Origin of the sequence: Steroidobacter flavus (assembly GCF_042651805.1) — a bacterium.
Taxonomy (GTDB): domain Bacteria; phylum Pseudomonadota; class Gammaproteobacteria; order Steroidobacterales; family Steroidobacteraceae; genus Steroidobacter; species Steroidobacter flavus.
The window spans coordinates 1,089,035-1,114,213 of sequence record NZ_JBHSDU010000015.1; the positions used below are offsets into that span (position 1 = coordinate 1,089,035).

20 protein-coding genes are annotated in these 25,179 nt (G+C 61.8%); 6 read left to right on the plus strand and 14 right to left on the minus strand.

The window, feature by feature from the left end; all coding sequences use genetic code 11:
• Genes ACFPN2_RS32425 through ACFPN2_RS32445 form a run of 5 tightly spaced genes read right to left on the minus strand, consistent with a single transcriptional unit; the run spans position 1 to position 6,320 of the window.
• Complete coding sequence (locus ACFPN2_RS32425; protein WP_380604495.1) at positions 1–1,614, minus strand: putative porin; 1,614 nt, start codon at positions 1,612–1,614, stop codon at positions 1–3.
• A gap of 47 nt (positions 1,615–1,661) precedes the next feature.
• The gene (locus tag ACFPN2_RS32430; protein WP_380604497.1) at positions 1,662–2,357 is read right to left on the minus strand and encodes an energy transducer TonB; all 696 of its coding nucleotides are present in this window, start codon (positions 2,355–2,357) and stop codon (positions 1,662–1,664) included.
• 24 nt (positions 2,358–2,381) lie between these two features.
• Positions 2,382–2,789 (minus strand): ExbD/TolR family protein, encoded by a 408-nt coding sequence (locus tag ACFPN2_RS32435; protein WP_380604499.1) that lies wholly within the window; start codon positions 2,787–2,789, stop codon positions 2,382–2,384.
• The gene (locus tag ACFPN2_RS32440) at positions 2,786–4,639 is read right to left on the minus strand and encodes a DUF2341 domain-containing protein (protein ID WP_380604501.1); all 1,854 of its coding nucleotides are present in this window, start codon (positions 4,637–4,639) and stop codon (positions 2,786–2,788) included. Before ACFPN2_RS32440 ends, ACFPN2_RS32435 begins: the two co-directional genes overlap by 4 nt.
• A gap of 34 nt (positions 4,640–4,673) precedes the next feature.
• On the minus strand, positions 4,674–6,320 hold the full coding sequence (locus ACFPN2_RS32445; RefSeq protein ID WP_380604503.1) for a ShlB/FhaC/HecB family hemolysin secretion/activation protein: 1,647 nt from the start codon (positions 6,318–6,320) through the stop codon (positions 4,674–4,676).
• A gap of 466 nt (positions 6,321–6,786) precedes the next feature.
• Here ACFPN2_RS32445 and ACFPN2_RS32450 point away from each other — a divergent pair, with 466 nt between their 5' ends.
• The gene (locus tag ACFPN2_RS32450) at positions 6,787–9,171 is read left to right on the plus strand and encodes a TonB-dependent receptor (protein WP_380604505.1); all 2,385 of its coding nucleotides are present in this window, start codon (positions 6,787–6,789) and stop codon (positions 9,169–9,171) included.
• Between the two features lie 47 nt (positions 9,172–9,218).
• Here ACFPN2_RS32450 and ACFPN2_RS32455 read toward each other — a convergent pair whose 3' ends face one another.
• The 5 genes from ACFPN2_RS32455 to ACFPN2_RS32475 form a co-directional block, all read right to left on the minus strand.
• On the minus strand, positions 9,219–9,608 hold the full coding sequence (locus ACFPN2_RS32455) for a hypothetical protein (RefSeq protein ID WP_380604507.1): 390 nt from the start codon (positions 9,606–9,608) through the stop codon (positions 9,219–9,221).
• Positions 9,609–9,625: 17 nt separating this feature from the next.
• Positions 9,626–11,062 carry a DUF1501 domain-containing protein gene (locus ACFPN2_RS32460; RefSeq protein WP_380606713.1) on the minus strand — a complete coding sequence of 479 codons (1,437 nt, stop codon included), beginning with the start codon at positions 11,060–11,062 and terminating at the stop codon, positions 9,626–9,628.
• A 35-nt stretch (positions 11,063–11,097) separates the two neighbouring features.
• Positions 11,098–13,392 carry a DUF1549 and DUF1553 domain-containing protein gene (locus tag ACFPN2_RS32465; protein ID WP_380604509.1) on the minus strand — a complete coding sequence of 765 codons (2,295 nt, stop codon included), beginning with the start codon at positions 13,390–13,392 and terminating at the stop codon, positions 11,098–11,100.
• A gap of 12 nt (positions 13,393–13,404) precedes the next feature.
• A complete protein-coding gene (locus tag ACFPN2_RS32470; protein WP_380604511.1) occupies positions 13,405–16,089 on the minus strand; it encodes a TonB-dependent receptor in 2,685 nt (894 codons plus the stop codon).
• 139 nt (positions 16,090–16,228) lie between these two features.
• Complete coding sequence (locus ACFPN2_RS32475; RefSeq protein ID WP_380604513.1) at positions 16,229–16,357, minus strand: hypothetical protein; 129 nt, start codon at positions 16,355–16,357, stop codon at positions 16,229–16,231.
• A 153-nt stretch (positions 16,358–16,510) separates the two neighbouring features.
• Here ACFPN2_RS32475 and ACFPN2_RS32480 point away from each other — a divergent pair, with 153 nt between their 5' ends.
• The 4 genes from ACFPN2_RS32480 (at position 16,511) to ACFPN2_RS32495 (ending at position 20,892) form a co-directional block, all read left to right on the plus strand.
• Positions 16,511–17,599, plus strand: a complete 1,089-nt coding sequence (locus ACFPN2_RS32480; RefSeq protein WP_380604515.1) for a sigma-54 interaction domain-containing protein — start codon at positions 16,511–16,513, stop codon at positions 17,597–17,599.
• A gap of 62 nt (positions 17,600–17,661) precedes the next feature.
• Positions 17,662–18,255 carry a DUF4126 domain-containing protein gene (locus ACFPN2_RS32485; RefSeq protein ID WP_380604517.1) on the plus strand — a complete coding sequence of 198 codons (594 nt, stop codon included), beginning with the start codon at positions 17,662–17,664 and terminating at the stop codon, positions 18,253–18,255.
• 184 nt (positions 18,256–18,439) lie between these two features.
• Complete coding sequence (locus tag ACFPN2_RS32490; protein ID WP_380604519.1) at positions 18,440–19,123, plus strand: alpha/beta fold hydrolase; 684 nt, start codon at positions 18,440–18,442, stop codon at positions 19,121–19,123.
• A 20-nt stretch (positions 19,124–19,143) separates the two neighbouring features.
• Positions 19,144–20,892: a DUF885 domain-containing protein gene (locus ACFPN2_RS32495; RefSeq protein ID WP_380604521.1), complete on the plus strand. Its 1,749-nt coding sequence runs from the start codon at positions 19,144–19,146 to the stop codon at positions 20,890–20,892.
• Here the strand turns inward: ACFPN2_RS32495 and ACFPN2_RS32500 are convergent.
• Genes ACFPN2_RS32500 through ACFPN2_RS32510 form a run of 3 tightly spaced genes read right to left on the minus strand, consistent with a single transcriptional unit; the run spans position 20,864 to position 23,187 of the window.
• Positions 20,864–21,841, minus strand: coding sequence for a DMT family transporter (locus ACFPN2_RS32500; protein WP_380604523.1), 978 nt, complete (start codon positions 21,839–21,841; stop codon positions 20,864–20,866). The genes ACFPN2_RS32495 and ACFPN2_RS32500 overlap by 29 nt on opposite strands.
• Positions 21,842–21,895: 54 nt before the next feature.
• Complete coding sequence (locus ACFPN2_RS32505) at positions 21,896–22,642, minus strand: helix-turn-helix domain-containing protein (RefSeq protein WP_380604525.1); 747 nt, start codon at positions 22,640–22,642, stop codon at positions 21,896–21,898.
• 11 nt (positions 22,643–22,653) lie between these two features.
• Positions 22,654–23,187 carry a winged helix-turn-helix transcriptional regulator gene (locus ACFPN2_RS32510; protein ID WP_380604527.1) on the minus strand — a complete coding sequence of 178 codons (534 nt, stop codon included), beginning with the start codon at positions 23,185–23,187 and terminating at the stop codon, positions 22,654–22,656.
• 79 nt (positions 23,188–23,266) lie between these two features.
• Between ACFPN2_RS32510 and ACFPN2_RS32515 the strand changes: the two genes are divergently transcribed.
• Complete coding sequence (locus ACFPN2_RS32515) at positions 23,267–23,638, plus strand: YciI family protein (RefSeq protein ID WP_380604529.1); 372 nt, start codon at positions 23,267–23,269, stop codon at positions 23,636–23,638.
• A 3-nt stretch (positions 23,639–23,641) separates the two neighbouring features.
• Here ACFPN2_RS32515 and ACFPN2_RS32520 read toward each other — a convergent pair whose 3' ends face one another.
• Positions 23,642–25,174 carry a class I adenylate-forming enzyme family protein gene (locus ACFPN2_RS32520; protein WP_380604531.1) on the minus strand — a complete coding sequence of 511 codons (1,533 nt, stop codon included), beginning with the start codon at positions 25,172–25,174 and terminating at the stop codon, positions 23,642–23,644.
• Positions 25,175–25,179: the final 5 nt, after the last annotated feature.

Below are 25,179 nucleotides of genomic sequence, written 5' to 3' on the forward strand. Positions count from 1 at the left end.
TTAGAAGCGCGCGTTCACATCGAACAGCACCACGTCGGTGCTGAACGGCGGACGGTCGATGGAATCGGCGCTGTCCCATTCCAGTGACAGCCAGGTGTTGCGCGTCAGGCCATAGCTGGCCTCGATGGCGTAACCCTTCAGGTCCGTGCCGCCGTACACGCCGAAGTCCGAATCCGTGAAGGCTGCGAGCACTGCATCTGTCTCGAGCTTTCGATACGTGGCCGCGAAGCTCCAGTCATGACGATCGACGATACGAACGTCGCCCACCTGGATGCGAGCCTGCCAACCAGTGTCACCCGCCGGCACGCCGGGCTCGCCGCGCAACCGATCGATCTCCGCTGTGTCGAGCGCGCGATTGCGCACGTAGTCGCCCGTGAAGCGCACGGCCTTGCCGTTGCCGAAGCGATACATCACATCCGCGGTGATGTTCATCAGCTGGAACTTGGAGGCGAGACCGGCGAGCGTGGTCAAACCGTCGGTGCGCATGTTGAACACCGAGTTGCCCGGTCCCAGCAGCGGCGGCACCGTGAAGTCGTTCAGACGCGAGCCGTCCGGCGGATTGAGCTTGCTCTGCACGTTGTCGAAGTCGTAGTACGCGCCGGCCAGCGTGAATTCAAGACCGCCGAACGTGAGCTTGCTACCGAGCTGGCCGGCGTACAGCCAGCTGTCGGATTCCACATCGAGCTCACGCAACGGGAACGCACCGCCATTCAAGAACACGGTCGCCGGTCCGAACGGCTGGCGGAACTGCGCGGCCACGCCTTCCATCCGCAGATCGGTGTCCCACACCAGGTCCGTGGAGAAGAACGGATTCGCCATGCGACCGCCGATCAATGTCAATTGTTTGAACGGCTGCGCTTCGATATAGGCGAGATCGATCCAACCGGCGTCCTTGGTGAAATAGTCGCCGAAGGTCTTATTGGTGGAGATCGGGCCGTTGTCCTGGCCGGAGGCCAGGCCGATGCCGACCTTCACACCCTCGGTCACTTTCGCCGTGAGCTCCATGCGGGCGCGATAACGCACGCGATTACGATCTTCGGTGGCGTTCACGAACGGGAAGCCGTCGGCCGTGGTCACGCCGCCACGGTTATTGATGGCCTGCACGTCCGGCACGAACGGAAAGTTGCCGCTGTCGAAGAAATCGCCGTGATAACGCAAACGGAAATCGCCGCTCCAGGAAATACGGTCGAGCCATTCGGGCAGCGCGTCCGGCGTGCCCCAGCGCTCGTTCTTCGCCTGGGTGGTGATTTCCTTGCGCAGCTCTTCGCGCATTTCGTTCTTCACGCTTTCCGGAACATACGGAACGCGCACTTGATTGCTCGGCGGGGGCGTCTGACGCTGACGAGCGAGCGAAGCTTCACGCTCAGCCGCATCGAGCAGCTGTTGAGCGCGCTCGAGAGTAATGACGCCTTCGCGCACCAGCTCTTGAATCAAAGCAATGGTGACCGACGATGTTTGTGCCGCGGATGCCGCCGCTGACGACTCCGCCGCCTGCACTTGCTCCGACGGCGTCTGTGTTTGCGAATGCGCCTGGTGGCTCGCCGCCGCGCCGAGGAGGATCAGCGCACATGCATGCGCCAGCTTTTGATTCGCCATCGGATTCTGATTACCCATAGGTCGCCCTTCGTACCGTTCGTTATCCATATAAAGAGTTGCGCGAGCTAATCCTGAGTCGCGCGGATATTGATGCCCGTCACCATGAGCGGCTTGACGTTCGCCGGCCGGCCGCGGGACAGCGCCGGCAAGCGACTGAGCACATCGCGAATCGCCGCGTCGAGCTCCTTGTTGCCGGTCGAGCTCTGCAGCTCGGCCCGCTCAAACTTTCCGTTCGGATCGATGACAAACAACACTTCGAGATAGCCCGAAGCGGTGCTCGTGCGAGGATCGGCGCGCAGCGCACGACGGACATGAGTTGCGACAAACGCATCCCAGCTACCGCCGCCACCGCCACGACCGAACATTCCACCGCCCTTGCCCGCCGCCAGATGAAAGCTGTCGGCGCCGATATCGGCAGCTCGATTCAAGCCCGCGGCCAGATCCGTGCTCGGCTCGGGCGACGGCGTCTCGCTCACTTCCTGCACGTCCTGCTGAACCTCGGCCTCCTGCTTCGGCTCGATGATCTTTTCCGGCTCCGGCAATTTTTCTTCTTGCGGCGGCGGCGGTGGCGGTGGTGGCGGCAGCACCGTGATTTGTTGAGTCACATACTGCTTGGGCACCGGCGGCTCGCCCCGGTTGAGCACAAAAAAGCCGATGACGAATGCGATGCCCGCGAGCACCAGCAACAGGCCCACGGGAATCCGCCGACGCGGAGGCGGCGGCGGTACTGGAAAGTTGGGAGTGATCCCAGGAGTAGTCATGACTGCGACGCTCATTGCCAATGACTACTGCGCCGGCGCCTGCCGTTCGCTCACCAGGCCGAGCTGGGTGATCTGCAGCTTGGCGCAGATATCCAGCACTTCCATGATGCGTCCGTACTGCGCCGTGCGATCGCCTTTGATCACCACCGGAAACTCCGGCGTCACGGCTTGATACGAGCGCAGCTGCGACTCCAGCTCCGTCATCGTGACCGGGAACGTGTCGAGGAACACGCGCCCGTCGTTGGTGATGGAAATGGCCTTGGTCGTCGGCTTGGCGAGGCTCTGCGCCGCACTCGCCTTCGGCACGCTGATCTTGATTCCCTGCACCGAAGCGGTCGTCATGATGATGAAGATGACCAGCAGCACATACGCCAGATCCAGCATCGGCGTGATGTTGATGTCGTCATAAGGCTTGTTCGTTTGAACTTTCATGACTGGCGCCGATACAGCTCGGTCATCTTGCTGACGAACTCGTTGGCGAACACGGCCATCTCGGCAGTGATGTTGCCGATGCGCGTGGTCAGGTAGTTGTAAGCAAACAAGGCGGGAATCGCGACCGCGAGGCCGGCGACCGTGGCCATCAACGCCGCCGCGACACCCGGAGCGATTGCGTTGACGTTCACGTCGCCGGCCGCCGCGATGGATGCGAACGTGATCATCACGCCCACGACCGTGCCCAGCAGCCCGAGGAACGGACCGCCCGAAATGGCGATGGTGAGGAACACCATTTGTTTGTTGAGCAGCTGCTGTTCGCGGATCTGCGCCGAATCCAGCGCGGCACGTAGCGACTCCGCCGTCTGCGAATCGATCGAGAACGGCGCGAGGGCCGTCGCCATGGCGATGCGCTGCTCGATTTCAGCCGCGCCCGTGCCGTAGATGCGGAAGATCGAAGAGTCGGCGAGCTTCGCAGCGGCCGGCGTCGTCGGGATCGGTTGCACACCGAGATTGCCCGACTGTTTCTGCCGCGCCAGGGACAGATACAACTCCTGGAATTCGCGCAGGAAACCTTTGTTGGCGTTGTCCACGCGACTCACGTAGTCGAGGCGGCTCCAGATCACGAACACGCTGATGAGCAGCATCACACCGAGCAATGCAATCACCACCCAGCCGTCGACGGTCACGGCGCCGAGCAGAATGGTGAAGTAGCCGCCGCTGAACCAGTCGCCGCGAATTTCGGCCTTCGGTGCGAAACTGATGAAGGAAGCATCCCGCCCCTGAGTGGCCGCGGCGAAGGCTAGCGACTGCGGAGTGCGAGGCGCATTGGACATGCTCAACTCGTCCAACGAGCCGATGAAGCCCGAGCTCGAGCTCGGCGCGACCGGATGCAGGCCGGCAGCAGCCAATGTTTGCGAATCGGCGCCGATGGTCGATTCACCGCCCAGCTCCGGCAGCTTCGCCGCCAGCACCGCGGCTTCGATGCCGTTTACATACAAACGGATCGAGTCGGAAGCGACCACGGCCAGGTGCAGCCAGGACTGCGATTGCACGGGACTGGGTGCAATCGCTTCCTGCGCGTTCCCGGCCGCGTCCACCACCCGAACGAACGGACGGTTCTGATCGAGGCCGATCAGCAGTCGCGCCGGAGACGTCTCGCCGGCGGCGCTCAACTTGGTGAACACGACGGAGCGTGCCTGCGGACGCTCGGCTTCCGGCTTGATCCATGCGGTCCAGGTGAGCGGCGCGCCAGCGGGCAAGCTCAACGACGCGGATGGAGCGATCCGCACATGCATGTTGCCGTTGAACTGCGCACCTTGACGGATCAAGGCTTCGAACGAAGGCATCGCGGTCGAGCTGACGGCGTTGTTGCCGTTCGCGGTCTGATCGCGCGGCGGGCCGGCAGTCTCATTGAAGTGATACACCAGCGCTGTCTCGCCATCGTAAGTGGCGGGCGCATTGCTGACCCCAGTGGCCTGCTCGTTGCCGTAGTACAGCCAGATGTGTTGCGGCTTGCCGGGCTCGATCGTCGGCACGTCCACCCAGATGTAGGCGAGGCTCGCGACGCCGTCGAATGTTTCGATGTGATAGTTCAGCGGCGTCTGATCGTCGGCCGCGACGAAGCGCAAGTCGGTGCCGTCGCTGCGTGCATCGAGAAAAGCGAAGTTGCCTTCATGCAGGCGCACGAGCAGCGGCACGCGCGTCAGAGACTCGCCCGGCGGCACCGCGAGGCGGCCCGGATCGAGCGTGATCTGCGTGCGGAAGTTCCAGTCCTCGTTCCACCATGCCCAGCAGGCATGCGGCAGGCCCAGCAGGCCGAGGATCAGGAGCGCAATCGTCTTCTTCATCTAATATTTCTCAGGCTTGGGGTTGGGTGGCAGATCAGAACTCGGCCCAGACACGGAACTGCGCGCGGTACTGGTCGTTGATGTCCAGGTCCAGCTCTTCTTCATCCTTGAGCGGCTTGGCGAGCAGCAGCATCGCGTTGTATTTGTCGAACATGCGCAGTCGCGTGCCGAGTCCGTAGCTCGCGATCTCGATGCGATCGGTCTTGACACCGTCGACGTCGGCGAGCGGATTTTCGATGTAGACCTTGCCCCAATCGCCGAATACGAACACACGCCACTCATTGAAGGACGAGCCGAAGCGGCCGGACAGCGACGGTGTTTCAAACTGCAGCGATGCACGCATGCCGGAGTCGCCGAGCACTTGCGATTCGGCATAACCGCGTACGCTGTCGAATCCGCCGATGCTGAAGCCTTCGTTGCTGATGAGCGGCTCGTCGGCGAGCTGCGCCGAGAACGAGAGGATTCCCATGAAATCCTTCGGCAGCCGCTGCGTGCGAGTCACATCCGCGCGCAGATACATGAAATTGGCGCGGGCTTCGTCACGCTTACGAGCGAACTCGTCGTTAGTGGAAGCGAGGCCACGCGTGCCCCAGGTCAAGCCGGTGTGGACATCGGTCGAGCCCGCGCCGCCCAGCGCCGACATCGAGTACTCGAGCGTCAGCGGCACGTAGTCGATGGGCGTGGCCGCCTTGTCGGCGCCGAGAATCAAATCTTCCTTGAAGTTCTTGTAATCAAAACCCGCGAGGATCGAATGCGTGAACGAGTCACCACTGCCCGGCAGCGGCAACACGGCACGTACGCCGATGATGTCGCCTTTGCCCAGCACATCGATGCCGCTGACGGCAGCGACGTCGCTGTCCGAATGCATGCCATAAACAACGAGGTTCGCTTTCGTGCCGGGTAACGGCGCGAGATACGACGCCGAGACCAGGAAAGATTCCTTCAACTCTTCGGGCGTGGCCTGCACTTGCAGGCTCAGGCTGTGATCCCGCTGCCACAGGTTCGCGTAGCTCACCGACGCAACGGCGCGCAAGCGGCTGGTCTGTGTGCTGTAACGATCGTTGATCTCCACGCTGCCATGCATGGGCGCGCGATCATCCACTTCCAGATCGACGTCGACGGTGCCTGGCGTGGTGCCGGCTCGCAGCGTCGGCGTGATGGTGCGATCGCGTGCGTTGTTGATCGCCGCGATATCTTTGGAAACCAGGTCATAGCGCGGCACCTTGCCTTCGGCCAAGGACGGCACGCGCTCGCGAATCAGATCCGGCGAGTAATATTTGGAGCCAGTGACTCGCAGTCGGCCGACACTCAGCTCGACGACGTTGAAACGTACGACCCCTGTCCGCACGTCCTGCTCGGGAATTTCGACCGCGACGGTCTCGTAACCCAGCTTGCGATATTTCTGTTCGAGCGCGGTGCGCGCCTGCTGGATCTCCTCTATCGTCCGCTGCGGGCCGAGGAACGGTTGTACCGCCATTTCGATGTCGGCCGCGCTGAGCACGGTGTTGCCGTCGATCCGATACTCGAGGACGTCGACACGACGCTGTTCAGGCGCCGCTTCCGCCTCGGCCGTTTCGGCTGGTGCATCGGTGTCTTGAGCCAGCACCTGCGCGGCCGCGCCCATTTGCAGAGCGCCGATGAAGAGCGCCGCGCCCAGGGCGCGGTCGGAAACCAGTTGCACGTCGAAGCCCCTCCCAAATCTGGCGATTGGCTGGCGTACCCGGCTTATTAATAAGAGTGGCGCCCGCCGAGGGACTGCAGGTGTCTTGCACCCGTCAGTCCTGACAAATACCTTACAGTTATTGTCAGGGCGCGATTCTTTCAGCTCATTGTTACTGGATTCTTACAAATTCCTGACGACTAATCAGATTCGGTAAGGAGACGGGCTTATCGGAGGGTGCGGCGGTATTCGGTGGGGCTCATGCCGACGACGGCCCGAAAGGCCCGCGCGAATGCCGCTGGCATCGTTCTGAGTAACATCCGAGTCACATTCCTTCGCATGCTCGATTGATCGCAGCCCGGTATGAGCGGTGACCCATTCGTTACCGACTCCTGACTGATTAGATACCGGGTAGCTCCTACGATGTTGTCATCGACAGCAGCCACCGACGCGCTGCTGCGCTGGCCAACATCGAAGGAACAGAACAATGCGCAGACTATCGTTACTCGCTCTGATCGTTGCGGGAGGCGCGAGCACAGTCCACGCCGACGCCAACCCCGACACGAACGTCTCGGCCGATTCACAGATCGAGAGCGTGACCGTCACCGCCCGCCGCCGCGAAGAAGCGGTTCAGGACGTGCCGCTGGCCGTCTCGGTGCTGAATGCCGAGACCATCGAATCCACCGGCACCATCAACGTCGGCCGGCTCTCGCAGTTGCAGCCTTCGGTGCAGTTCTATTCCAGCAACCCGCGCAATTCCAGCGTGAACATTCGCGGCCTGGGCACGCCGTTCGGTCTGACCAACGACGGCATCGAGCCGGGCGTCGGCATCTACATCGATCAGGTTTATTACAACCGCAACGCCACCGCGACCTTCGACTTCCTCGACGTGGAGCAAGTCGAAATCCTGCGCGGCCCGCAGGGCACGCTGTACGGCAAGAACACGACCGCCGGCGCTGTGAACATCACCACGCGCAAGCCGACGTTCACGCCCGAGGCCCGCATCGAGCTGACGCGCGGCAACTACGATTACACGCAAAGCAAGGCCTCAGTGTCCGGCCCGCTGATCGGAGACAAGCTCGCCGGTCGACTGAGCACGTCTTATACCTCGCGCGAGGGCACGATCTATAACGTCACCACGGGCCAGCACATCAACGAGCTGGACAACCTGGGCGTCAAGGGTCAGCTGCTGTGGCAGGCGAGCAATGACTTCAAAGTGACCTTCTCGGCCGACTACACCGAGCAGGATCCGATCGGCTATGGCCAGGTCTGGGCGAAGACCGGCTCGACCCAGCGTCCGCTCAATCGTCAATACGCCGACCTCGCCGCCGCGTCGGGTAACTATCAGCCGCCGAGCTTCAATCCGTTCGATCGGCTCACCGATCTGGACTCGCCGCTGACTGCCATCCAACAGTTCGGCGGCGCCTCGGCGTTGGCGGAGTGGAAACTCGGTTCGGGTCTGCTCACATCCGTGACCGCGTATCGCAAGTGGGATTGGGGTCCGTCGAACGATCGTGACTTCATCGGCTTGCCGATCACCACCATCTCCGCGAATCCCTCCAAGCAGCGGCAATATTCGCAGGAGCTGCGCTACTCGGCGACGGGCGACAAGATCGACTACGTCGCCGGCGTGTATGGCTTCTATCAAACGGTGGACACCGCCGGCGTGCAGGAGCAAGGCCCGCTCGCGAGCCGCTGGTTGCTGAGCGGTGCGAACGCCAACAATCCTTCGATCCTGGACGGCCTGCGCTCGGAAAACGACATCGGCCTGAAGAACACCAGCGTGGCGGCATTCGGCCAGCTCACCTGGCATGTTACGGACGATCTGCGCTTGCAGCCCGGCTTGCGCGTCAACTACGACAAGAAGGAAGGCAAGTACATCGCGACGGTGACGAACGAGACGAACACCGCACTCACCGCCGCGCAGCTCGGCGTGCTCGCTCCGCAGAGCTATGAGCCGGAGTTCGACGACACCAACGTCTCCGGCGACTTCACCGTCTCCTATGACGTGACCGACGACGTGCTCGCGTATGTGACTTACGCGCGTTCGTTCAAGTCCGGCGGCATCAACCTGTCGGGTTTGCCGCTGGATGCAAACAATCAGCCGATCACGGCGGTGGAAACTGTCGAGCCGGAGAGCACCAATCACTACGAAGCGGGCCTGAAGACTCAGCTGTTCTCGCACGCCGTGACGCTGAATCTGTCCGCGTTCTGGACTGACATCACCGACTATCAGGCGACGGTCACCAACAGCCAGGCCAACGTGATCCGTGGCTATCTGGCGAACGCCGACAAAGTTCGCGTGCGTGGCGTGGAGTTGGAACTGAGCACGCGCCCGGTCGACACCTTGCTCCTGTACGCCAACGGCTCGTACACGGATCACGAGTATGTGAAGTTCCCAGACGCGCCGTGCCCGCCGGAGCTGGCCGGCGGTCAAGCGGCTTCCGCTGCCAATCCGCCGAGTGCGCCGGGCACACCGAATGGATTCAGCCCGCCTTCGTGCAATATCTCGGGCCAATGGTTGCCGGGCATCTCGAAGGTGGCGCTGTCGTATGGATTGGAATATGAGTTGCCGCTCTCAGCGCTCGGTGAGGATGGCGGCGTGTACTTTGCCTACGACGGCAGCTATCGCTCGAAGTTCTCGTCGAATCCGTCGCGCTCGATCTACACCGACGTAAGTGGCTACGCGCTGTCGAACTTCCGCGCCGGTGCCCGCTTCGGCCAGGGTTGGAATGTGTATGGCTGGGTTCGGAATGCGTTCGCGAAGGACTACTTCGAGTTCTTCTCGACGCAGTCGGGCAGCACCGGCCTGGTCGTCGCGCAGCTGGGCGATCCGCGCACTTACGGTCTGACGGTCAACAAGTCGTTCTGATCTTACGATCGAGGGGCGCGCGGCGACGATGCCGCGCGCCCTTGCATTTAGGGCTTGTAGATTTCGTGGCAAGCCTTGCAGTTCCTGGCGGTGTCGCGGGCCGCGGTGATCGCGGCCTCCTGATTCTTGCTCTCCAACGCGGCGAACACGCGCGCAATCGTCACCTGCCCTTCAGCGGCAATCTTCACCGCATCTTCGACATTACCTTTGGCAACGAAATAGTCGTGCACGTATTGCAGCCCGCCCCGTAACACTTCGGCGCTGGAGCGCGCCGAATCGAAGTTACCGACCGTCAGCACGGGCTCCAGATCCTTGAGCGCGTTCTCCATGTCCTGCATCAGGTACCAATCGATATCGCTGGTATCGATCTCGGCCAGCGCCATTTGACCGGGCATGAGCGCACACAGCGTCATGCCCGCAATTGCAGCGAGTCGCATCTTGATCGGCCCGCCGCTTACGCCAGCAGATCTTTGACCACCGAGCCGTACACCACGGTCGGGCGCTCGGCACGGCCGTTGTGCAGGAAGATGGTCCTGAGATGATCGAGGCCGAGCAGTTGCAAGACCGTGGCGTGCAGATCGTAGGTATCGACTTTGACGTCGCTCACTGCCTTCAAGCCAATCTCGTCGGTCGCGCCCACCGTCGTGCCCGCCTTCACACCCGCGCCAGCGATCCATTGCGTGTAGCCCCACGGATTGTGATCGCGACCGTCACCGGACTCGCCCCAAGACGTGCGTCCGAACTCCGACGCCCACACCACAACGGTCGACTCCAGCAGCCCGCGCGATTTGAGATCGGCGAGCAAGCCGGCCACCGGCTTGTCCACCATGCGCGCCATCGCGCTGTGATTCTTTTCGATCTCGTTGTGCGCGTCCCAATCCTTCACACCGCCCGACTCGCCCGAAACGACTTGGATGAAGCGCACGCCGCGCTCCACGAGCCGGCGGGCGCGTAGCAGGTTGGTGCCGTACGCAGCCGAAGCGGCATCGTTCAAACCATAGAGCTCTTTGGTCGCTTCCGATTCGTTCTTGAGATTGACGGACTCGGCAGCCGCTTTCTGCATGCGAAACGCGAGCTCATTGGCCTCGATGCGCGCACGCAGCTCGGTGTCGTGAGGATAACGATCCGCACGATGCTCGTTCAGGCGCTTGAGCAGATCGAGGCTGTTACGCTGCTGCTCGATGCTGGTCAGCTTGGGACGATCGAGAAACAGAATGGGAGAGTCGCCCTGTTGGAACGGCGTACCCTGATACACGGCCGGCAGGAAGCCGGACGCAAAGTTCACCGCCGATCCTCCTTCCAGGCCACGCCCGCCGTTGGACAGCACGACGTAACCCGGCAGGTCGGGATTCTCCGTGCCCAGCGCATATTGCACCCACGCACCGAGCGACGGGCGTCCCGGATTCAACTCGCCGGTGTTGAGCTTGAGAATAGAAATATTGTGGGTGGCGCCGATGGTGACGCTCGACTTGATGAAGGCCAGATCGTCGGCTTGCCGCGCCAGGTTCGGTAACAGATCCGAGAACCAGGCGCCGCTCTCGCCGTGTTGTTTCCAGCTGCGCTTGGTGGCGATCAACTTACCGACGCCACCGGTCGTGCTGGTGCGAATGCCAGTGAGAAACGACTGCGGCACCGGCTGACCGGCCAGCTTGACCAGCTCCGGCTTGTAATCGAACAGATCGACGGTGCTCGGCGCCCCCGCCATATGCAGCCAGATGACTGACTTTGCCTTGGCCGCAAAATGCGGGGCTTTCGGTGCCAGCGGATTCAGCGCCGGCGCGCCCTCCACCGCGTCCGCGAACGCCCGAGGCCCCAGCAATCCGCCGAGCGCGACGGCACCCAATCCTTGGGAAGTATGCGCGAGAAATGCTCTGCGCGACTTGCTCTTGATACTCATACTCGACAGTTCTCCGCTTGCCAGGTGTTTCAATAGCGATAGACAAATTCGTTGGCGGCGACCAGCGAATGCGTCAGGTCGACGAACGCAGCGAGTCGCACCGGATCGCTCGAGGGTGTAGGGTCGTTCTTCAGCCCGACGGGCAAGGCCACGGCGAACTGACCGCTGGGCAGCTGCGCACGAATGGCGGCTTCCTGCTGATTCAAGAACTGCGCGAGGGCATTGCTTTCGAACTTGTCCGGCGAGCGGGCATACAGAATCCGATACAGCCGCTCGAACTGCTCCGATTGTTTCGAGCCCGCCTCGCTCAACACCCGGCCGGCCAGCGCCCGCGACCAGTCGAACACCGCGTCGCTGTTGATGAGCACCAACGATTGCAACGGCGTCGTCGTCGTCTCGCGCTTGCTGTGGACGACATCGGCCGACGCCATGTCGAAAGTGTTGAGCAACGGATACGGCTGGCTACGTTTCGTGAAGATATAAACGCTGCGACGGTTGTAATCGCTCTCATCGACCGAGGCACGCCAGTCGTATCGTCCCTGCCGATTGTCGGTCACCGCGGTGGCCGGAATCGGCGGGAAAACGCTCGGGCCACCGCGAGTCTCATTGAGCTTCCCGGAAGCGACCAACAGCGAATCGCGGATCTGCTCCGCATCCAGACGGATGCGCGGGAACGTACCCAAGAGCTTGTTATCGGGATCGGCGGACTGCAGATCCTCCCGATACGCCGAGGACTGTCGATACACACTCGACAGCAGAATCTGCCGATGCAGCTTCTTGGTGCTCCACCCATCGGCAACGAATCGATTCGCCAGATACTCGAGCAGCTCCGGATGCGTCGGCTCCTCGCCGGCGCGCCCGAAGTCGCTGACCGTGTTCACGATGCCGCGACCGAAGTACTGTGCCCAGACGCGATTGACATACACGCGCACGGTGAGCGGGCTGCTGGTCGAATCGGCGATGAATCCGGCCAGTGCCGTGCGGCGGCCCGACGACGTTTGGGTCGGAGCAATCGCCAGCTGTTTTTTGCTCACATTGAGAATCGCGGGGATGCCCGGCTGCACCTCATCGCGCGGCTGGTCCAACGAGCCAGTGAACAACAAATGAGTGGCCGGCGCCTCGGGATGACCGAGCTCAGTGATCGCCGAGATCGAGTTCGATGTGCCGCGCTTCGGACGCAGATGATCGAACTTCTTCAACTGGTCGTTGAGCGCTTTGTAACGCGCCAGGCGTTCCTTGTCGGCGGGATCCTGAGAATCCTCCAGGTAGTCGGCCAGATTGCCTTCGGTGCGATAGATCTTGTTGCGGTTGTTGACCCAGCGATCGTCCGGCGTCCACTGCTCCTCCGGCTTGTTCAGCGAATCGCGCGTATTGTCGAGGAAGCGCGAGATGTAATGTGCCTCCGCCTTCGCGCGCACCTCGTCGAGCACAGCCTTACGCTGCGCGCGAATGTCCTTGGTCGCCTCTTGCCAGATTGCCTGCTGCTTGTCGTACTCCAGCTCGTAGGTGCCTTTCGCCGCCGGAATGTCATCGCGGGCGCTGGTGTTGGCGAAGAACGCCTGCAGCTGGAAATATTCTTTCTGCGAGATCCGGTCGACCTTGTGATTGTGGCAACGGGCGCAGCCCACGGTCTGCGCCAGGAACACCGTGCCGACGGTATCGGTCATGTCGGTGGTGTTGTCGTATTTCTTGAGATACAGGTCGCGGGAGTTGCTGTCGTCCGGGTAGTAGCGCAGGAAGCCGGTCGCAATCAGTGCCTGCTGATCCTCCGGCCACAGTTCATCGCCGGCAATTTGTTCGCGAATGAATCGATCGTAGGGCTTGTCATCGTTGAAGGCGGCAATCACATAGTCGCGATACCGCCAGGCATTGGGACGATCTTCATCGTTGGTATAGCCGACGCTGTCGGCATAGCGCGCGAGATCGAGCCAACGACGTCCTTGCCGCTCGCCATAGCGCGGCGACGCGAGCAATCCGTCGACGAGCTTTTCATACGCCTGCGGAGAGCGGTCGCTGACGAATGCATCCACCTCCTCCGGCGTCGGAATCACGCCCCAGACATCGAGCGTGGCTCGACGAATGAACGCGGCGCGATCGGCGTCCTTCGAAGGTTGCAGTTGTTTCTCCTCGAGCTTGGCCAGCACGAACGCATCGATCGGCGTGCGCACCCAGTCTCGATGTTTCACTTCAGGAACGCCCACTGAGGCGAGCGGCTGATATGCCCACCAGGCACGCGCCGGCGGTGGATCCGCCGCAAATACCACCGTGACCGCAGCAAGGCTCAGCGACAACGCGCCGCGCGCAAGATTCTTCAACACAGACATGTCATGAGCTCCTTACAACTTGCCGCTGACCACGATGGCCGCCCAACGCGGGTCCGCCGGCGTGACCAGGTTCCAGGTTTGTTTGAACGGCGTGTCGTCGTCGAACACGTTCTTCACCAACAGGCTGACTTCGAATTCATTGTTCTGCAGGGTCGTGGTGGCGATGCCCAGCGACAGGTCCGTGATGCTGTGACCCGGGATCCAGCTGTAGTCCGACAGAGCCACATCCGACTTGTACTTGCTCATGTAGGCGGTGTTGAAGCTGAAGCGGAATTCGCTGCGATCGAAGATGGGATAGCGATAGTCCGCGCCGACGTTGAATGTGTACTTGGAGGCGCCCGGCAAGGTCAGACCGGAAGCGTCGCGATACGGAAGCGCCAGATTGCCCCGCTCCTCCGGCTGGCCCGCGTTGGGGAAATCGCGGTAGTACGCATCGTTGTAGGCGCCGGCGAAGCGGATCGACAAATGCTCGATACCCTCGTAAGAACCATCGATCTCCAGTCCTTTGGCCCGGACCTTGTTGGCATTGCCGGTGGCCGACATGTAATAGAGATTGCCGTCGGCATTCAGATTGGTGGTGTACTCATCGAAGATTTGCACCGCCTGCTGATAGTCCTTGATGTCCGTGACGAACACGTCGGCATTGAGCGTCAAGGTTCGATCGAACAGCGTCGCCTTGACTCCGACCTCATATGAACTGTTCTTCTCGGCGTTCGCGGGCGCCGAGACGCCGAATCTCGCCTGCGAGATGCCGGCCTTCTCGCCGTACTGCCAGGAAACATAGGTGTTCACGTCGTCGTTGATGCGATAGCTCGGGCTGACGACAAATGAGGGTTGCGTGTCCTTCCAGGCCGGCGGGGTGTAGTCGTTCCACACTCTGCCGATACGAGCGGCACGAAGCGATTTGGCTGCGGCGACCTGACGCAACTGCGCGTCGCTGAGCGCCGCGTAGGTAGCGACGCCGAAATACTTCAGCGCCACTGCATTCGCGACGGCAATTTGCGCCGGATCGGTGGTATTCAACGCACCTGTCGACGTCGATGCGAATCCGCCCAGCTGCACGCCGTTGACCGAGACCGGATTGAGCTCCGGCGCATAGCCCTGCGAATAGATATAGGACGTGGTGTGCGACGTCTTGCGATCTTCGCGAGTGAAGCGCAGCCCGGTGGTCAACGTCAGCGCCGGCGTGAAGTGCCAGTTCGCTTGCCCGAACACGGCCTGGCTGGTGTTGTCCAGGTCCTGCTTGGGGTTGCCGACGATCCCCAAGTGATCGATGGAGTTCTGCATCAGGTAGCGGCCGGCCGCGTCCCGATCCAGCGTGGTGTACTGGCTGTTATTCGCGTACCAGGCACCGGCGTCCGCACCGTAAACGGTGAGAGATCCCTGATCTCTCATGCGCGTGTTGATGTAATACACGCCGGTCTGATAGTCGACGAAGTTGCCGATCTGCGAGCTCAGGCGCAGCTCCTGGCTCACCTGCCGGTAGTCATGCAGATTGCCGCTGCCGATCTGGATGGCGAACGGCGTGCCCTCGTCGTTGTAGCGTGCATTGAAGTGATAGTCGTTGTACGCGTTGACTGAGGTGAGCGTGTAGCCGTCGCGCTTCCAGTTCAGCTCCAACGACGCGCCCTTGCTGCCGGTGACCTGCGGTCCCTGCCCGTCGTTGAAGTGATATTTGTTGCTCAGGTAATCGCGCTCGTAATCGAAGTCCTGATACTGGTCGAACCAGCGCCGCGCCAGTCGGGTCGACGCGTCGGAGCTGCGCGGATTCGGGCTGCCGTCCGCGTAGAACGTCGGCGTCGGTGTATGCAACTCGGAACCATTGGAGTTGTCCGTGGTGCGGGGTTGAGCATTCAGACTGAGTCGCGCCGAAAAATCGTCGGTGGGCTGCCATAGCAACTGCGCACGGCCGGACACGCGATCGGTGTTGACGTAGGTGTCGTCCGGGCTGCGATATTTGTTGTCGTACGGCCCCGCGCCTCTCTGCACCGACACAGCACCGCGCCAGGCCAGCACGTCGTCGATGAGCGGGCCGCCGCCGGACGCTCTGCCGATAAACGTTTCGTTGTCGCCGTAGCCCAGCGAATAGCTGGCGTCCGGGGTGAAGGACGGCCGCTTGGTGATGACGTTGATCACGCCCAGCGTTGCGTTCTTCCCCATCAACGTGCCCTGCGGGCCGCGCGTGACTTCGAGCGACGCAACGTCGGTGTATTCGACGCTCGCGGCGAGCGGGTTATAGGCGTAGTTGACGCCATCGACGATGATGCCGACGCTCGGATCCTGAGCGTGCGTGTTGCTCATCATGCCGATACCGCGAATCGACGCGGCTCGATGCTGAGGATTGTCCCGCTGCACGAACACGTTCGCGACCCGACTGGCGAACGAGCTCAGATCAACCGCTTCGAGCCGTTGCAATTGCTCGCCATTGACGACCGAGACCGACAGCGGCACATCCTGTAGCTTCTCTTCGCGGTTACGCGCTGTGACCACGACGGTAGCGAGCGTTCCCGCTTCCACGCTGCGTGCGTCTGCCGCCGCGACGCGGATCGCCTCACCCTCTGAAGTCTCCGCCTCGCTCTCGACATCCTGACCATAGGAAACACCGCTCATCCACAGCGCACACGGCAGCAGCGCACGCGCGGCTACGGTGGATATCCCTTGTCGGTGGCTGGAAACTCTCGAAGCTCTGTTGAACATGACTCTCGTAATCCGCGTGAACATACAGGCGGCTACAGAGAGCAACCGTTATGCCAGCGAACCCGACGCGCCCGCCCGGCGCCTCCCGACAGCGTTCAAACCCCGTAGTTATCAGGCTCCGGCGCGCATCATGAAAAAATCACATATCGTCATAGCGAGCCGACGCCTCGGCGGCCAAGGTATACAGCTGTTTCACCTGAGTCAGCGGCCCGCTGTTGCGTGACTCGTTCGGTTCAGCGGCGATGTTTGTTTTCAGTAACGAACTCATCACCGTTCGTAACTCACTGCTCCAATCGAAACAGCGAGCTGCTGCCCTTGGCACAGCACGCGTTCAGCACTTATGAGCAAATGCATACACTGCCTTTTGCTTCGCTGAGACACACAGCGATACTGCACGCACTGGCAAATCGGATGCGTTCAAGTGACAACCAGAAACGATAGGGGACTGGAGATCGACAAGGCCGTCATCTTCAACGACCCCAAGTCTCAACAGATACTCCATCAAATGAACCGGGTCGCGCTCGCCGACGCGCCGATCCTGATCGTCGGCGAGACCGGCACCGGCAAAGAATTGCTGGCGCGTCACGTGCACGCTCGCAGCGGACGCGAGGGGCCGTTCATTGCGGTGAACTGCGGCGCGGTGACACAATCGCTGGCCGAGTCCGAGTTGTTCGGCCATCAGGCCGGCTCATTCACCGGCGCCACGGATTCCCGCGCGGGCTGGTTCGAAGCCGCCAACGGCGGCACGTTGTTTCTCGATGAGATCGGCGATCTGCCTCATGCGCTCCAGGTGAAGCTGCTACGAGTTCTGCAAGAACGTGAGGTCGTGCGAGTGGGCTCGCGCAAGCCGATTGCCATCGACGTGCGGCTGGTCGCGGCCACCAATGTCGATCTGCCCGAAGCCATTGCGGCCGGACGCTTCCGAGCCGACCTTTTCTATCGACTGAATGTGATCACAGTGAACCTGCCGCCGTTGCGCGATCGTCCCGGCGACGTGTTGCCGCTCGCCCGGCACTTTGTTTCTGTGTACAGCCGCCGATTGAATGCGACGCCTCCGCTCCTGGCTCCCGAAGCGGCACGCACCCTTCAACACCATCCATGGCCGGGGAATGTTCGCGAGCTCGAGAACGTGGTGCACGCCGCGGTATTGCTGGCGTCGGATGGCGAGATCCAGTCTCGAGATTTGAGATTTGCGAACTTGCCCGGCTCGTTCGGCGCAGCCGCGAACGCCGGTCCCCTCGATCTCATCTCGACTCAGCTGCAACGATTGTTCTACGAGCCGCCACCGAATCTGCATCGACGCCTCGAGGAACTGACCGTGCGCCGGGCGTTCGTCTTCTGCGGCCACAACCAGGTGCACACCGCGAAGTTGCTGGGCATGTCGCGTAACGTGCTTCGCAAGCTGCTCAAGCGCTTCGGGCTCATCCATATTCAACCCGACGCCACAGCTCGACTGCCTCGCGAGTTGCCGAGCTACGTCAGCGGGACCAGCGACAGCAACCCTAGGTGATCCATCGTTGTCGGCTGGGATAGACTGCGGGAACCGAATCTCCCGCCAGGTCCTTACTGACCGTGGACATCTCGCTGAACACGCTTTTCAGCATCGCGCTGGGCATCGGCCTGGCCGCGGCCACCGGCTTTCGTGTGTTTGTGCCGTTACTCGTGGCCGGCCTGGCGGCCCGCGCCGGCTACATCCCGTTGATCGACTCTTTCTCCTGGCTGCAAAGCACGCCTGCATTGATTGCTTTGGGAACGGCGGCCGTGCTGGAAACAGCGGCGTTTTATATTCCAGGCGTCGACCATCTGCTCGATGTGCTCGCCGGTCCGTTGGCGGTGGTGGCCGGCGTGGTGACCAGCGCTTCGGTTATGGTCGATCTGCCTCCGGAAGCCCGATGGCCGATCGCGCTCATTGCGGGCGGGGGCATCGCCGGCCTCACCAAAGCCGGAGCCGCCCTGTTCCGGGTCAAGAGCACCGCGCTCACCGGCGGGTTGGGCAACCCGGTCGTCAGCACCGCCGAGACCGCGAGTGCCGCGACGATTTCGGTGCTCGCCGTACTCGCGCCGATCCTTTGCCTCGTGGCCGCAGTCATCCTGGTGGTCTATCTGTTCCGCCGCTCGCGGCGCGTCCGTGCCCGGAAATCGCTGAATAAAACCGTCGGACATTAGTGGCGACTCGCGCAACCTGTTTGCGAGAATGCGCGTCATAAAACCAGTCGCGCCCCAAGCGGACTAAGCCCAGGCATCTCGCGACCTCCTGGAAGTGAGCGACGCAAAAGCGTTTCTTGCGAAGAGTGGCTGGTATCCTGAGATTCAACGGCAGTAGCCGGCGAGTATTGTTCCGATGATATTGATGCCTGGGTTCGACGGCACCGGTGAAATGTTCGGCCCTTTGACCACTGCGCTGTCCACGCAATATCCAACCACGGTCATTCGTTATCGCGATGAACGAACGTTCGATGACTACGTGGACACAGTCAGCGCCGCGCTTCCCGACCAGGGTGGCGCGACGCTGGTTGCAGAATCCTTCTCCGGCCCTGTCGCATTAGCCGTGATGGCGCGACACCCCACCAAGATTCAACGAGCAGTGCTGTGTGCCACGTTCGTAGAGAGTCCGTTCCGGTCGCTCACCAAACTGGCGCGCTTCGTTCCGCCTGCCGCATTCGGACTGAAAATTGGCCAACGGGCCATGTTGCAACGATTCTGTCTGGACGATGGCTGTGACCCAGCGCTCATGGATCAAGCACTCGCAGTGGTTCGGTCCATGCCAGCCGTCACAGTGGCTGCACGCATCAACGTGCTGGCGGCGCTGCAGGTCCGCACGCTCTGCCCAAACATCCGCACGTCGATACTCATCCTGCGTGCGACGGGCGATCGTCTCGTCAGCCCGTCGCGCTACAACCAACTCATCGAAGCGCTTCCGGGCGCAACCGTCAAAGCTGTCGAAGGCCCTCACCTGCTCCTGCAATCCCGGCCGAAAGAATGCGCGCGGTTGATCGAGGAATTTACGGGGATGGCTGCTACCATGCGTGGATAAAGCACGCACGGGGGATGCTAGTGAAGACGTTGAACACGACAGTAGCGGCAATGTTTACCTTGTGGGCGGGTGTTGCAAACACCGCGGAGCAATCGACGCCACCGAATCAAAACACTGCGGCCCGGGTGGTCACGCTCGCGGACAACTATGTTGCCGAGTACGTGAAGAATTTCCCCGAGGCGGCGGTGTTCAGCGGCATGACGGTGGAACATCAGGATGGCTTGAGCGACAACTCGCTGGCCGCGCTGAAACGTTGGCAGACCTTGGAAGACGGCTGGTCCAAGGAGCTCGCGAAGATCGATTCCGCCGCGCTTTTCGGCCAGCCCGAGTGGGTCGTGCTGGGCTTCCTGCGGGAAGCCGTGGAATCGTCGCGTCAGTTGCGGGTGTGCAAGTACGAGCTGTGGCCGGTGAATCAAATGTCCGGCTGGCCGTTCCTGACCACTCAGCTCGCTGCCATCCAACCGGTGGGCTCCGAGCAGGCACGCAAGGAAGCGCTGGCTCGCTGGGGCAAGTTGCCACGCTATTTGAACAATGAGCTGGACAACCTGCGCGAAGGTCTGCGCGCGGGTTACACCACGCCAAAAGCGAATGTGCGCCTGTTCATCGAGCAGCTGGATGCTATCCTCGCCAAGCCCGTCGAAGAATGGCCGATGTACAGCCCGGCCTCGCGCGACGAGTCGCCGGAGTTCAAGAAGGCGTGGGCCGCGCTGCTGAGCGAACAGATCAAGCCGGTGATCGAACGTTACAATCAGTTCCTGAAGAACGAATACCTGGGCAAAGCGCGCGAATCCATCGCCATCAAAGCGCATCCGAACGGCGAGCAATGCTATCAGGCGTCCTTCCGCAACTACACGACGCTGGATCGACCCGCGAAGGAAACATTCGAGCTGGGGCGTCGCGAAGTGGAGCGGAATCTGGCCGCCGCCCTCGCGATCGGCAAGAAGGACTTCCAGGCGAACGACCTGCCCACGTTGCTGGAACGATTGAAACAGGACCCCGCGAACCACTTCACCAGCCGCGACGAGTTGCAGAAGTACGCGCAGGCCGCGGTGGGGCGCGCGAAAGATCACATGCCGAAGTGGTTCGCTCGCGTGCCCAAAGCGGAAGTCATCGTCGAGCCCTACCCGGATTTTCTGGAACAGACCGCCAGCGACAGCTACTGGCCCGCGGCTGAGGATGGCAGCCGGCCTGCGATGTATCGCATCTCGCTGTTTGCCTATAAGCAGACGACCCGAGCGAACGCCGAGATCACTGCGTTTCATGAAGCGTACCCGGGTCATCACCTGCAGCTCGCACTCGCGACCGAGCGGCCCGCCGCTCATCCAATCACGCGATTGGTCGGCAACTCAGGATTCGTGGAAGGCTGGGCGCGCTACGCCGAGGCGCTGGCGGAAGAAATGGGCTTGTACAGCTCCAACTACGCCCTCGCGAATCGACGCCTATGGCCAGCACGCGGCATGGTCGTCGACCCCGGCATTCATTTGCTCGGCTGGACGCGCGAGCAGACCGTCAAGTTCGTCTCCGAGAGCGGTCGCTTCGACGACAACACTGCCAAGGCGTTAGTGGATCGCGTCGCCATGTGGCCCGGACAGCTCACCGCTTACGACACTGGCGCATTGGAATTCTTCGCGCTTCGCAAGCAGGCGCAGGAAACCTTGGGCCCGCGTTTTGACATTCGCGAATTCCACACGGTGCTGCTGGAGAATGGTTCGGTGACGTTACCGATGCTGCGTGAGCAGGTCATGCATTGGCTGAAGAGCAAGACCTGATCGGTTCTGTGGTCGGCCGCGCATGTGACTTGGCATGCGCGGCCAGACAGGAGACGACGCTGAGCACCACCAGCGTGAACGCGACACACTCCAGCGCGGTCGGCCAGCGCTGCTCCCAAAGAAAGCCGTAGAGCAGCGCAAACAGCGTCTCGAACAGAATCATTTGCCCGACCAGCGTGAGCGGCAGCAGTTTGCTCATGCGATTCCATAACGAGTTGCCGAGCATCGAGGCGAGGATAGCCACGCCAGCCGAAACGCCTGCAAGCTTCGTCCAGGCGAGCGTCGTGTGAGACGCAGTGGAAAGAACGAGTGCGAATGGAATCAGCAACAGAGCTTGCGCTCCGGTCACCGCGCCGGTGAGCAAATTCCACTCATGAGCTGACACGTGCTCGAGTCGCGCCAGCCAGCGGCTGTTCCCCACCGCATAGCATGTCCACGACACCAGCGCGCCCATGCCACAGAGCAGCCCTATCACTTGTTTCGTAACGGCCCCCGATGCCGGCCCAGCGAGTGCCTGCCATCCGATGCAAACTGCGCCAAGTGCGCTGAGAGTCAGTGATGGGATCAGACGGCGCAGTGGCACTGCGCCTTGGTCACGACTGCCGATGATGGTGACCGCAACGGGCAGGAACCCGATGATCAGAGAAGTCATCGCAATCCCGCCCAGCCGGACTGAGCTCGACAACAGAATGTAGTAAAGCGTGTTGCCGGCCAGCGCCAGCCAACCCAACGCAATCCACTCGCGCCGCCCCAGCTTCCGTGCGAGCGTTCGCCAGACAGGCGCGATCAGGAACGCCGAGAACAATCCGTAAAATAGATAGCGGCCGACGGTCAGCTGTAACGCGCTGAACTCGCGTACCAGCTCCGGCGCCAGGAACACCAGTCCCCAGAGCGCGCCAGCACCGATGCCACATGCGACACCTGCGATTGTCCGCCGATCGTTACCCATGCTCGCAAGATAGGACGAGCGCGGGCACCTGGTCTTGACCGAGACTCTTGCGGTTTAGTCCCGGACTCTTGTCTGCCGGCGATAGGCCGCGGGCGTCAGTCCAGTCGCCTTGCGCATGGCCCGGGTCAACGCACTTTGATCCGCGTAGCCGGAGCGATATGCCAGCTCAGCAATCGACAGCTCGGTGTTGGTCAGCAAGCGACAGACCTGTTGCAAGCGAAGATCCATGAGCCAGGCACGAGGCGACTTGCCGAGCGATTCTTGAAAAATAGCGTGCAGCCGGCTGGCGCTGACACCCACCCGCTCCGCCATGATGTCCACAGTCCAGTTCTTGGACAGATCGGACTCCATAGCGGTGAGCAGCGAAGCCAAGCGCGAAGGCGTTTGCGGCTCGTCGCCCAGCAGCGCATCGACCAATAAGGGAACCCAGAGCTGCAACTTGTGAGGAAGCACGCGCCCTTTGTTGAGCGACGCTCCCATATAGTCGATGAGGTTGGTCGCTTCCGGCGTCATCGACATGTACGGGCGCGAAGCGAGGCGATCCGCAGCTCGGGCATCGAGATCGCGAGGCTGCAGATCCAGGATGAGCGCCCGGTTGGCCACATCGCTCACTTGATCGTGCCGGGACCCTGCCTCGACATAGGCGGCCACCGTTCGATCCAGAATCGCTCCACGTCCCGCGATGTCCATCGACAGCTCGCCCGCCAACGGCAACACCAACTGAGAGTAGTTGTGAGTATCGACGGTGCTCTGCGTCCCGTACGAACGCATGGCGATGGAATAAGTAGCAGCAGTCAGCATTTCGAAACCCGTCAGCGAGCTCGACTCTTCTTCGACGCGGCGAGATACGCGTCATTCAAACGTTGCAAAACACCCGGCCCCGCGCCGGCCCGTGCGGCTCGCCGCCGGCCGAGGTGCAGCTCGCGCAGCTCTTCCATGAATTCTTCCCACATCGGCGGGCCGCCTTCGAACAGCAAACGCGCGCGAATACTGAGCTCGTGCGTGACGGGCAGATGTCGCCGGCCCCACTCGCCGAGCGTCGCCATCACGGGCACCAGCTGAATCGCGGCCTCCGTCAGGCTGTAGATCAACTTCTGCTTGTGGGTGGGATCCGGCGCACAGCTGATCAAGCCCACATCCTGGAGGTGCTTGAGCCGCGCCGACAGAATGTTAGACGCAATCCCCTCCATGTTGTTACTCAGCAGCTCACGAAAGTGCCGGACATTGCCGAACATCATGTCCCGGAGCACCACCAGGCTCCAGCGGTCGCCAAGGACCTCGGTGGCCAGGTTGATGGCACAGCCGGATTTCACGGGCAAGGCGGCGGGATCGATCTTGGCACTCATACTGGTTGCATTGTGCAACTGGTCTGGGTAGAGTCGCAACCGCTTGCAGAGTGCAACCAGTTAATCCGAGGGAGAGGTCATGAAATTCATCTGTGTCTGCTACTACGACCTGGAAGGCTTCGCCAAGCTTCAGCCCGGCGATTTCCAGAAGATCGGCGAGCTTTGCGCGCCCCATGACGCCCGGCTCAAGGCCTCGGGCAAGGTGTCGATGATCGGGTCGCTGGCCCTGCCGAACGATTTCAGGACGCTGCGCGCAGACAAGAGCGGAGTCACGGACGAGGCCGGCCCCTATGAGAAGACGAAGGAACCCTGGGGCGCGTTCTTCATCGTCGACGCGGAGAACATGGACGAAGCGGTCCGCATCGCCCGCCTCCACCCGGGCACGCATCTGGGCGAGATCTTCGGCGGCGGCATCGAGGTTCGCCCGATCGAATCGCTCGAGCAGCTATGATCGTCAGTCTCGAAGCGAGGTCGCGCTCGCGGGCGCCGTGGGATAATCGTGGCGCAGTTCCCGCTTGAGAATTTTTCCGGAAATCGTCCTCGGCAGCGGCTTGCCGTGATCGAGGACATATTTGGGTCGCTTGTAGTCGGCCAGCTCGCGCAGACAGCACTCTTTTAACTTGCTGACATCGAGCGGCCGACTGCCGTGTGCGACGATCATCGGCACTTCGCCCCACCGCTCATCGCGCACCCCGATGATCGCGAACTCCTCGAGGCCGGGCACGCCGGCGAGCACTCGCTCCAGCTCCGCCGGATAAACATTCAACCCGCCCGACTTGAGCATGTCCTTGCTTCGGTCCACGACCTTGAGAAAACCCTCGTCGTCGAAGAATCCCATGTCGCCGGTTCGTAGCCAGCCCGCTTCCATCACAGTCGCGGTGGCTTCAGGTTTGTTGAGATAGCCTTTCATCACTGTCGGTCCGCGAACCGAAATCTCGCCGGTCTGGCCGGCTTCGAGCACCGCGCCCTGCTCATCGACGATTCGCAGATCCACATTCATCACCGGTCGCCCGGTCGTGCCCAGCTTGCGCTCGGCATCGTCCGCGAACAGCAACGTCACATGTCCGGCGGTCTCAGTGAGTCCATAGGCCTGGGTGATCGGCACGCCGAGGCTTTGCCAGGAACGCAGTAGATGCAATGACGCGCCACCCGTCACGGCATGACGCAGATTGGAAAAATCCACCGAGCCGAAGCGCGGGCTGTTCGAGATCCGCTCGAACAACACTGGCACGCTCGACCACGCCGTGATCTTCTCGCCCGCCAGCAGATCGATGAGATTGTCGACATCGCTGCGCGGCTCGATGATCGTCGCGGTCGCGCCAGTCACGATGGCTTCGCGCAGGTACTGACAGCTCGCCCAGGTGTACGCCAAGGGCAACGACACCAACAAACGATCGGCGAACGTCATGCCCGACGGAATGTTACTAGCCAGCGCGGACTCACGGATGTTGCCGTGAGTGAGCATCGCGCCCTTGGGAAAGCCCGTCGTGCCTGACGTATAACAAACGAGCGCGACGTCGTCCGAACCGATCTGCAAATCAGGCGCCGTGGCACCAGAAATCCGCAGATCGTCGAGCAAACCGCAGCCGTCAATGGGATCGGCCGCGTAGACCCGCAACTTCGGAAGTTCGTGCTCCGCTTCAGACAACAGATCCGCAAGCGCAGGCTCCGTAATCACGACGCCAATGCCAGCATCGACGATCGGGTAAACCATTTCACGCGGCGTGAAGCGGACATTGAGCAGCGTAACCGCCCCGCCCGCCTTGATGACGCCGAGCATCGACTCGATGAACTCGACCCGGTTGTGCATGAGGATGCCGACGCGATCGCCGTGACGAACTCCGATCCGATGCAAGCCCGCGGCGATCTCATCGCTGCGTCGGTGCAGCTCGCCCCAGGTCATATCGCGGCCGGCGCATCGAATCGCATGTCGCTGCGGCCAGCGCGTGGCCCAGAAGCTAAGCATGTTGTGAAGATTGATCGACATGGGAC

What these genes read in the sequence shown, in the direction of transcription:
- ACFPN2_RS32430 (WP_380604497.1), bottom strand. Translation starts at nt 2,357, where the DNA reads ATGACTACTCCTGGGATCACTCCCAACTTTCCAGTACCGCCGCCGCCT.
- ACFPN2_RS32490 (WP_380604519.1), top strand. Translation starts at nt 18,440, where the DNA reads ATGCCTGGGTTCGACGGCACCGGTGAAATGTTCGGCCCTTTGACCACT.
- ACFPN2_RS32515 (WP_380604529.1), top strand. Translation starts at nt 23,267, where the DNA reads ATGAAATTCATCTGTGTCTGCTACTACGACCTGGAAGGCTTCGCCAAG.
- ACFPN2_RS32465 (WP_380604509.1), bottom strand. Translation starts at nt 13,392, where the DNA reads ATGTCTGTGTTGAAGAATCTTGCGCGCGGCGCGTTGTCGCTGAGCCTT.
- ACFPN2_RS32520 (WP_380604531.1), bottom strand. Translation starts at nt 25,174, where the DNA reads ATGTCGATCAATCTTCACAACATGCTTAGCTTCTGGGCCACGCGCTGG.
- ACFPN2_RS32455 (WP_380604507.1), bottom strand. Translation starts at nt 9,608, where the DNA reads ATGCGACTCGCTGCAATTGCGGGCATGACGCTGTGTGCGCTCATGCCC.
- ACFPN2_RS32505 (WP_380604525.1), bottom strand. Translation starts at nt 22,642, where the DNA reads ATGCTGACTGCTGCTACTTATTCCATCGCCATGCGTTCGTACGGGACG.
- ACFPN2_RS32440 (WP_380604501.1), bottom strand. Translation starts at nt 4,639, where the DNA reads ATGAAGAAGACGATTGCGCTCCTGATCCTCGGCCTGCTGGGCCTGCCG.
- ACFPN2_RS32475 (WP_380604513.1), bottom strand. Translation starts at nt 16,357, where the DNA reads ATGAGTTCGTTACTGAAAACAAACATCGCCGCTGAACCGAACGAGTCA.
- ACFPN2_RS32435 (WP_380604499.1), bottom strand. Translation starts at nt 2,789, where the DNA reads ATGAAAGTTCAAACGAACAAGCCTTATGACGACATCAACATCACGCCG.
- ACFPN2_RS32450 (WP_380604505.1), top strand. Translation starts at nt 6,787, where the DNA reads ATGCGCAGACTATCGTTACTCGCTCTGATCGTTGCGGGAGGCGCGAGC.
- ACFPN2_RS32500 (WP_380604523.1), bottom strand. Translation starts at nt 21,841, where the DNA reads ATGGGTAACGATCGGCGGACAATCGCAGGTGTCGCATGTGGCATCGGT.
- ACFPN2_RS32470 (WP_380604511.1), bottom strand. Translation starts at nt 16,089, where the DNA reads ATGTTCAACAGAGCTTCGAGAGTTTCCAGCCACCGACAAGGGATATCC.
- ACFPN2_RS32425 (WP_380604495.1), bottom strand. Translation starts at nt 1,614, where the DNA reads ATGGGTAATCAGAATCCGATGGCGAATCAAAAGCTGGCGCATGCATGT.
- ACFPN2_RS32510 (WP_380604527.1), bottom strand. Translation starts at nt 23,187, where the DNA reads ATGAGTGCCAAGATCGATCCCGCCGCCTTGCCCGTGAAATCCGGCTGT.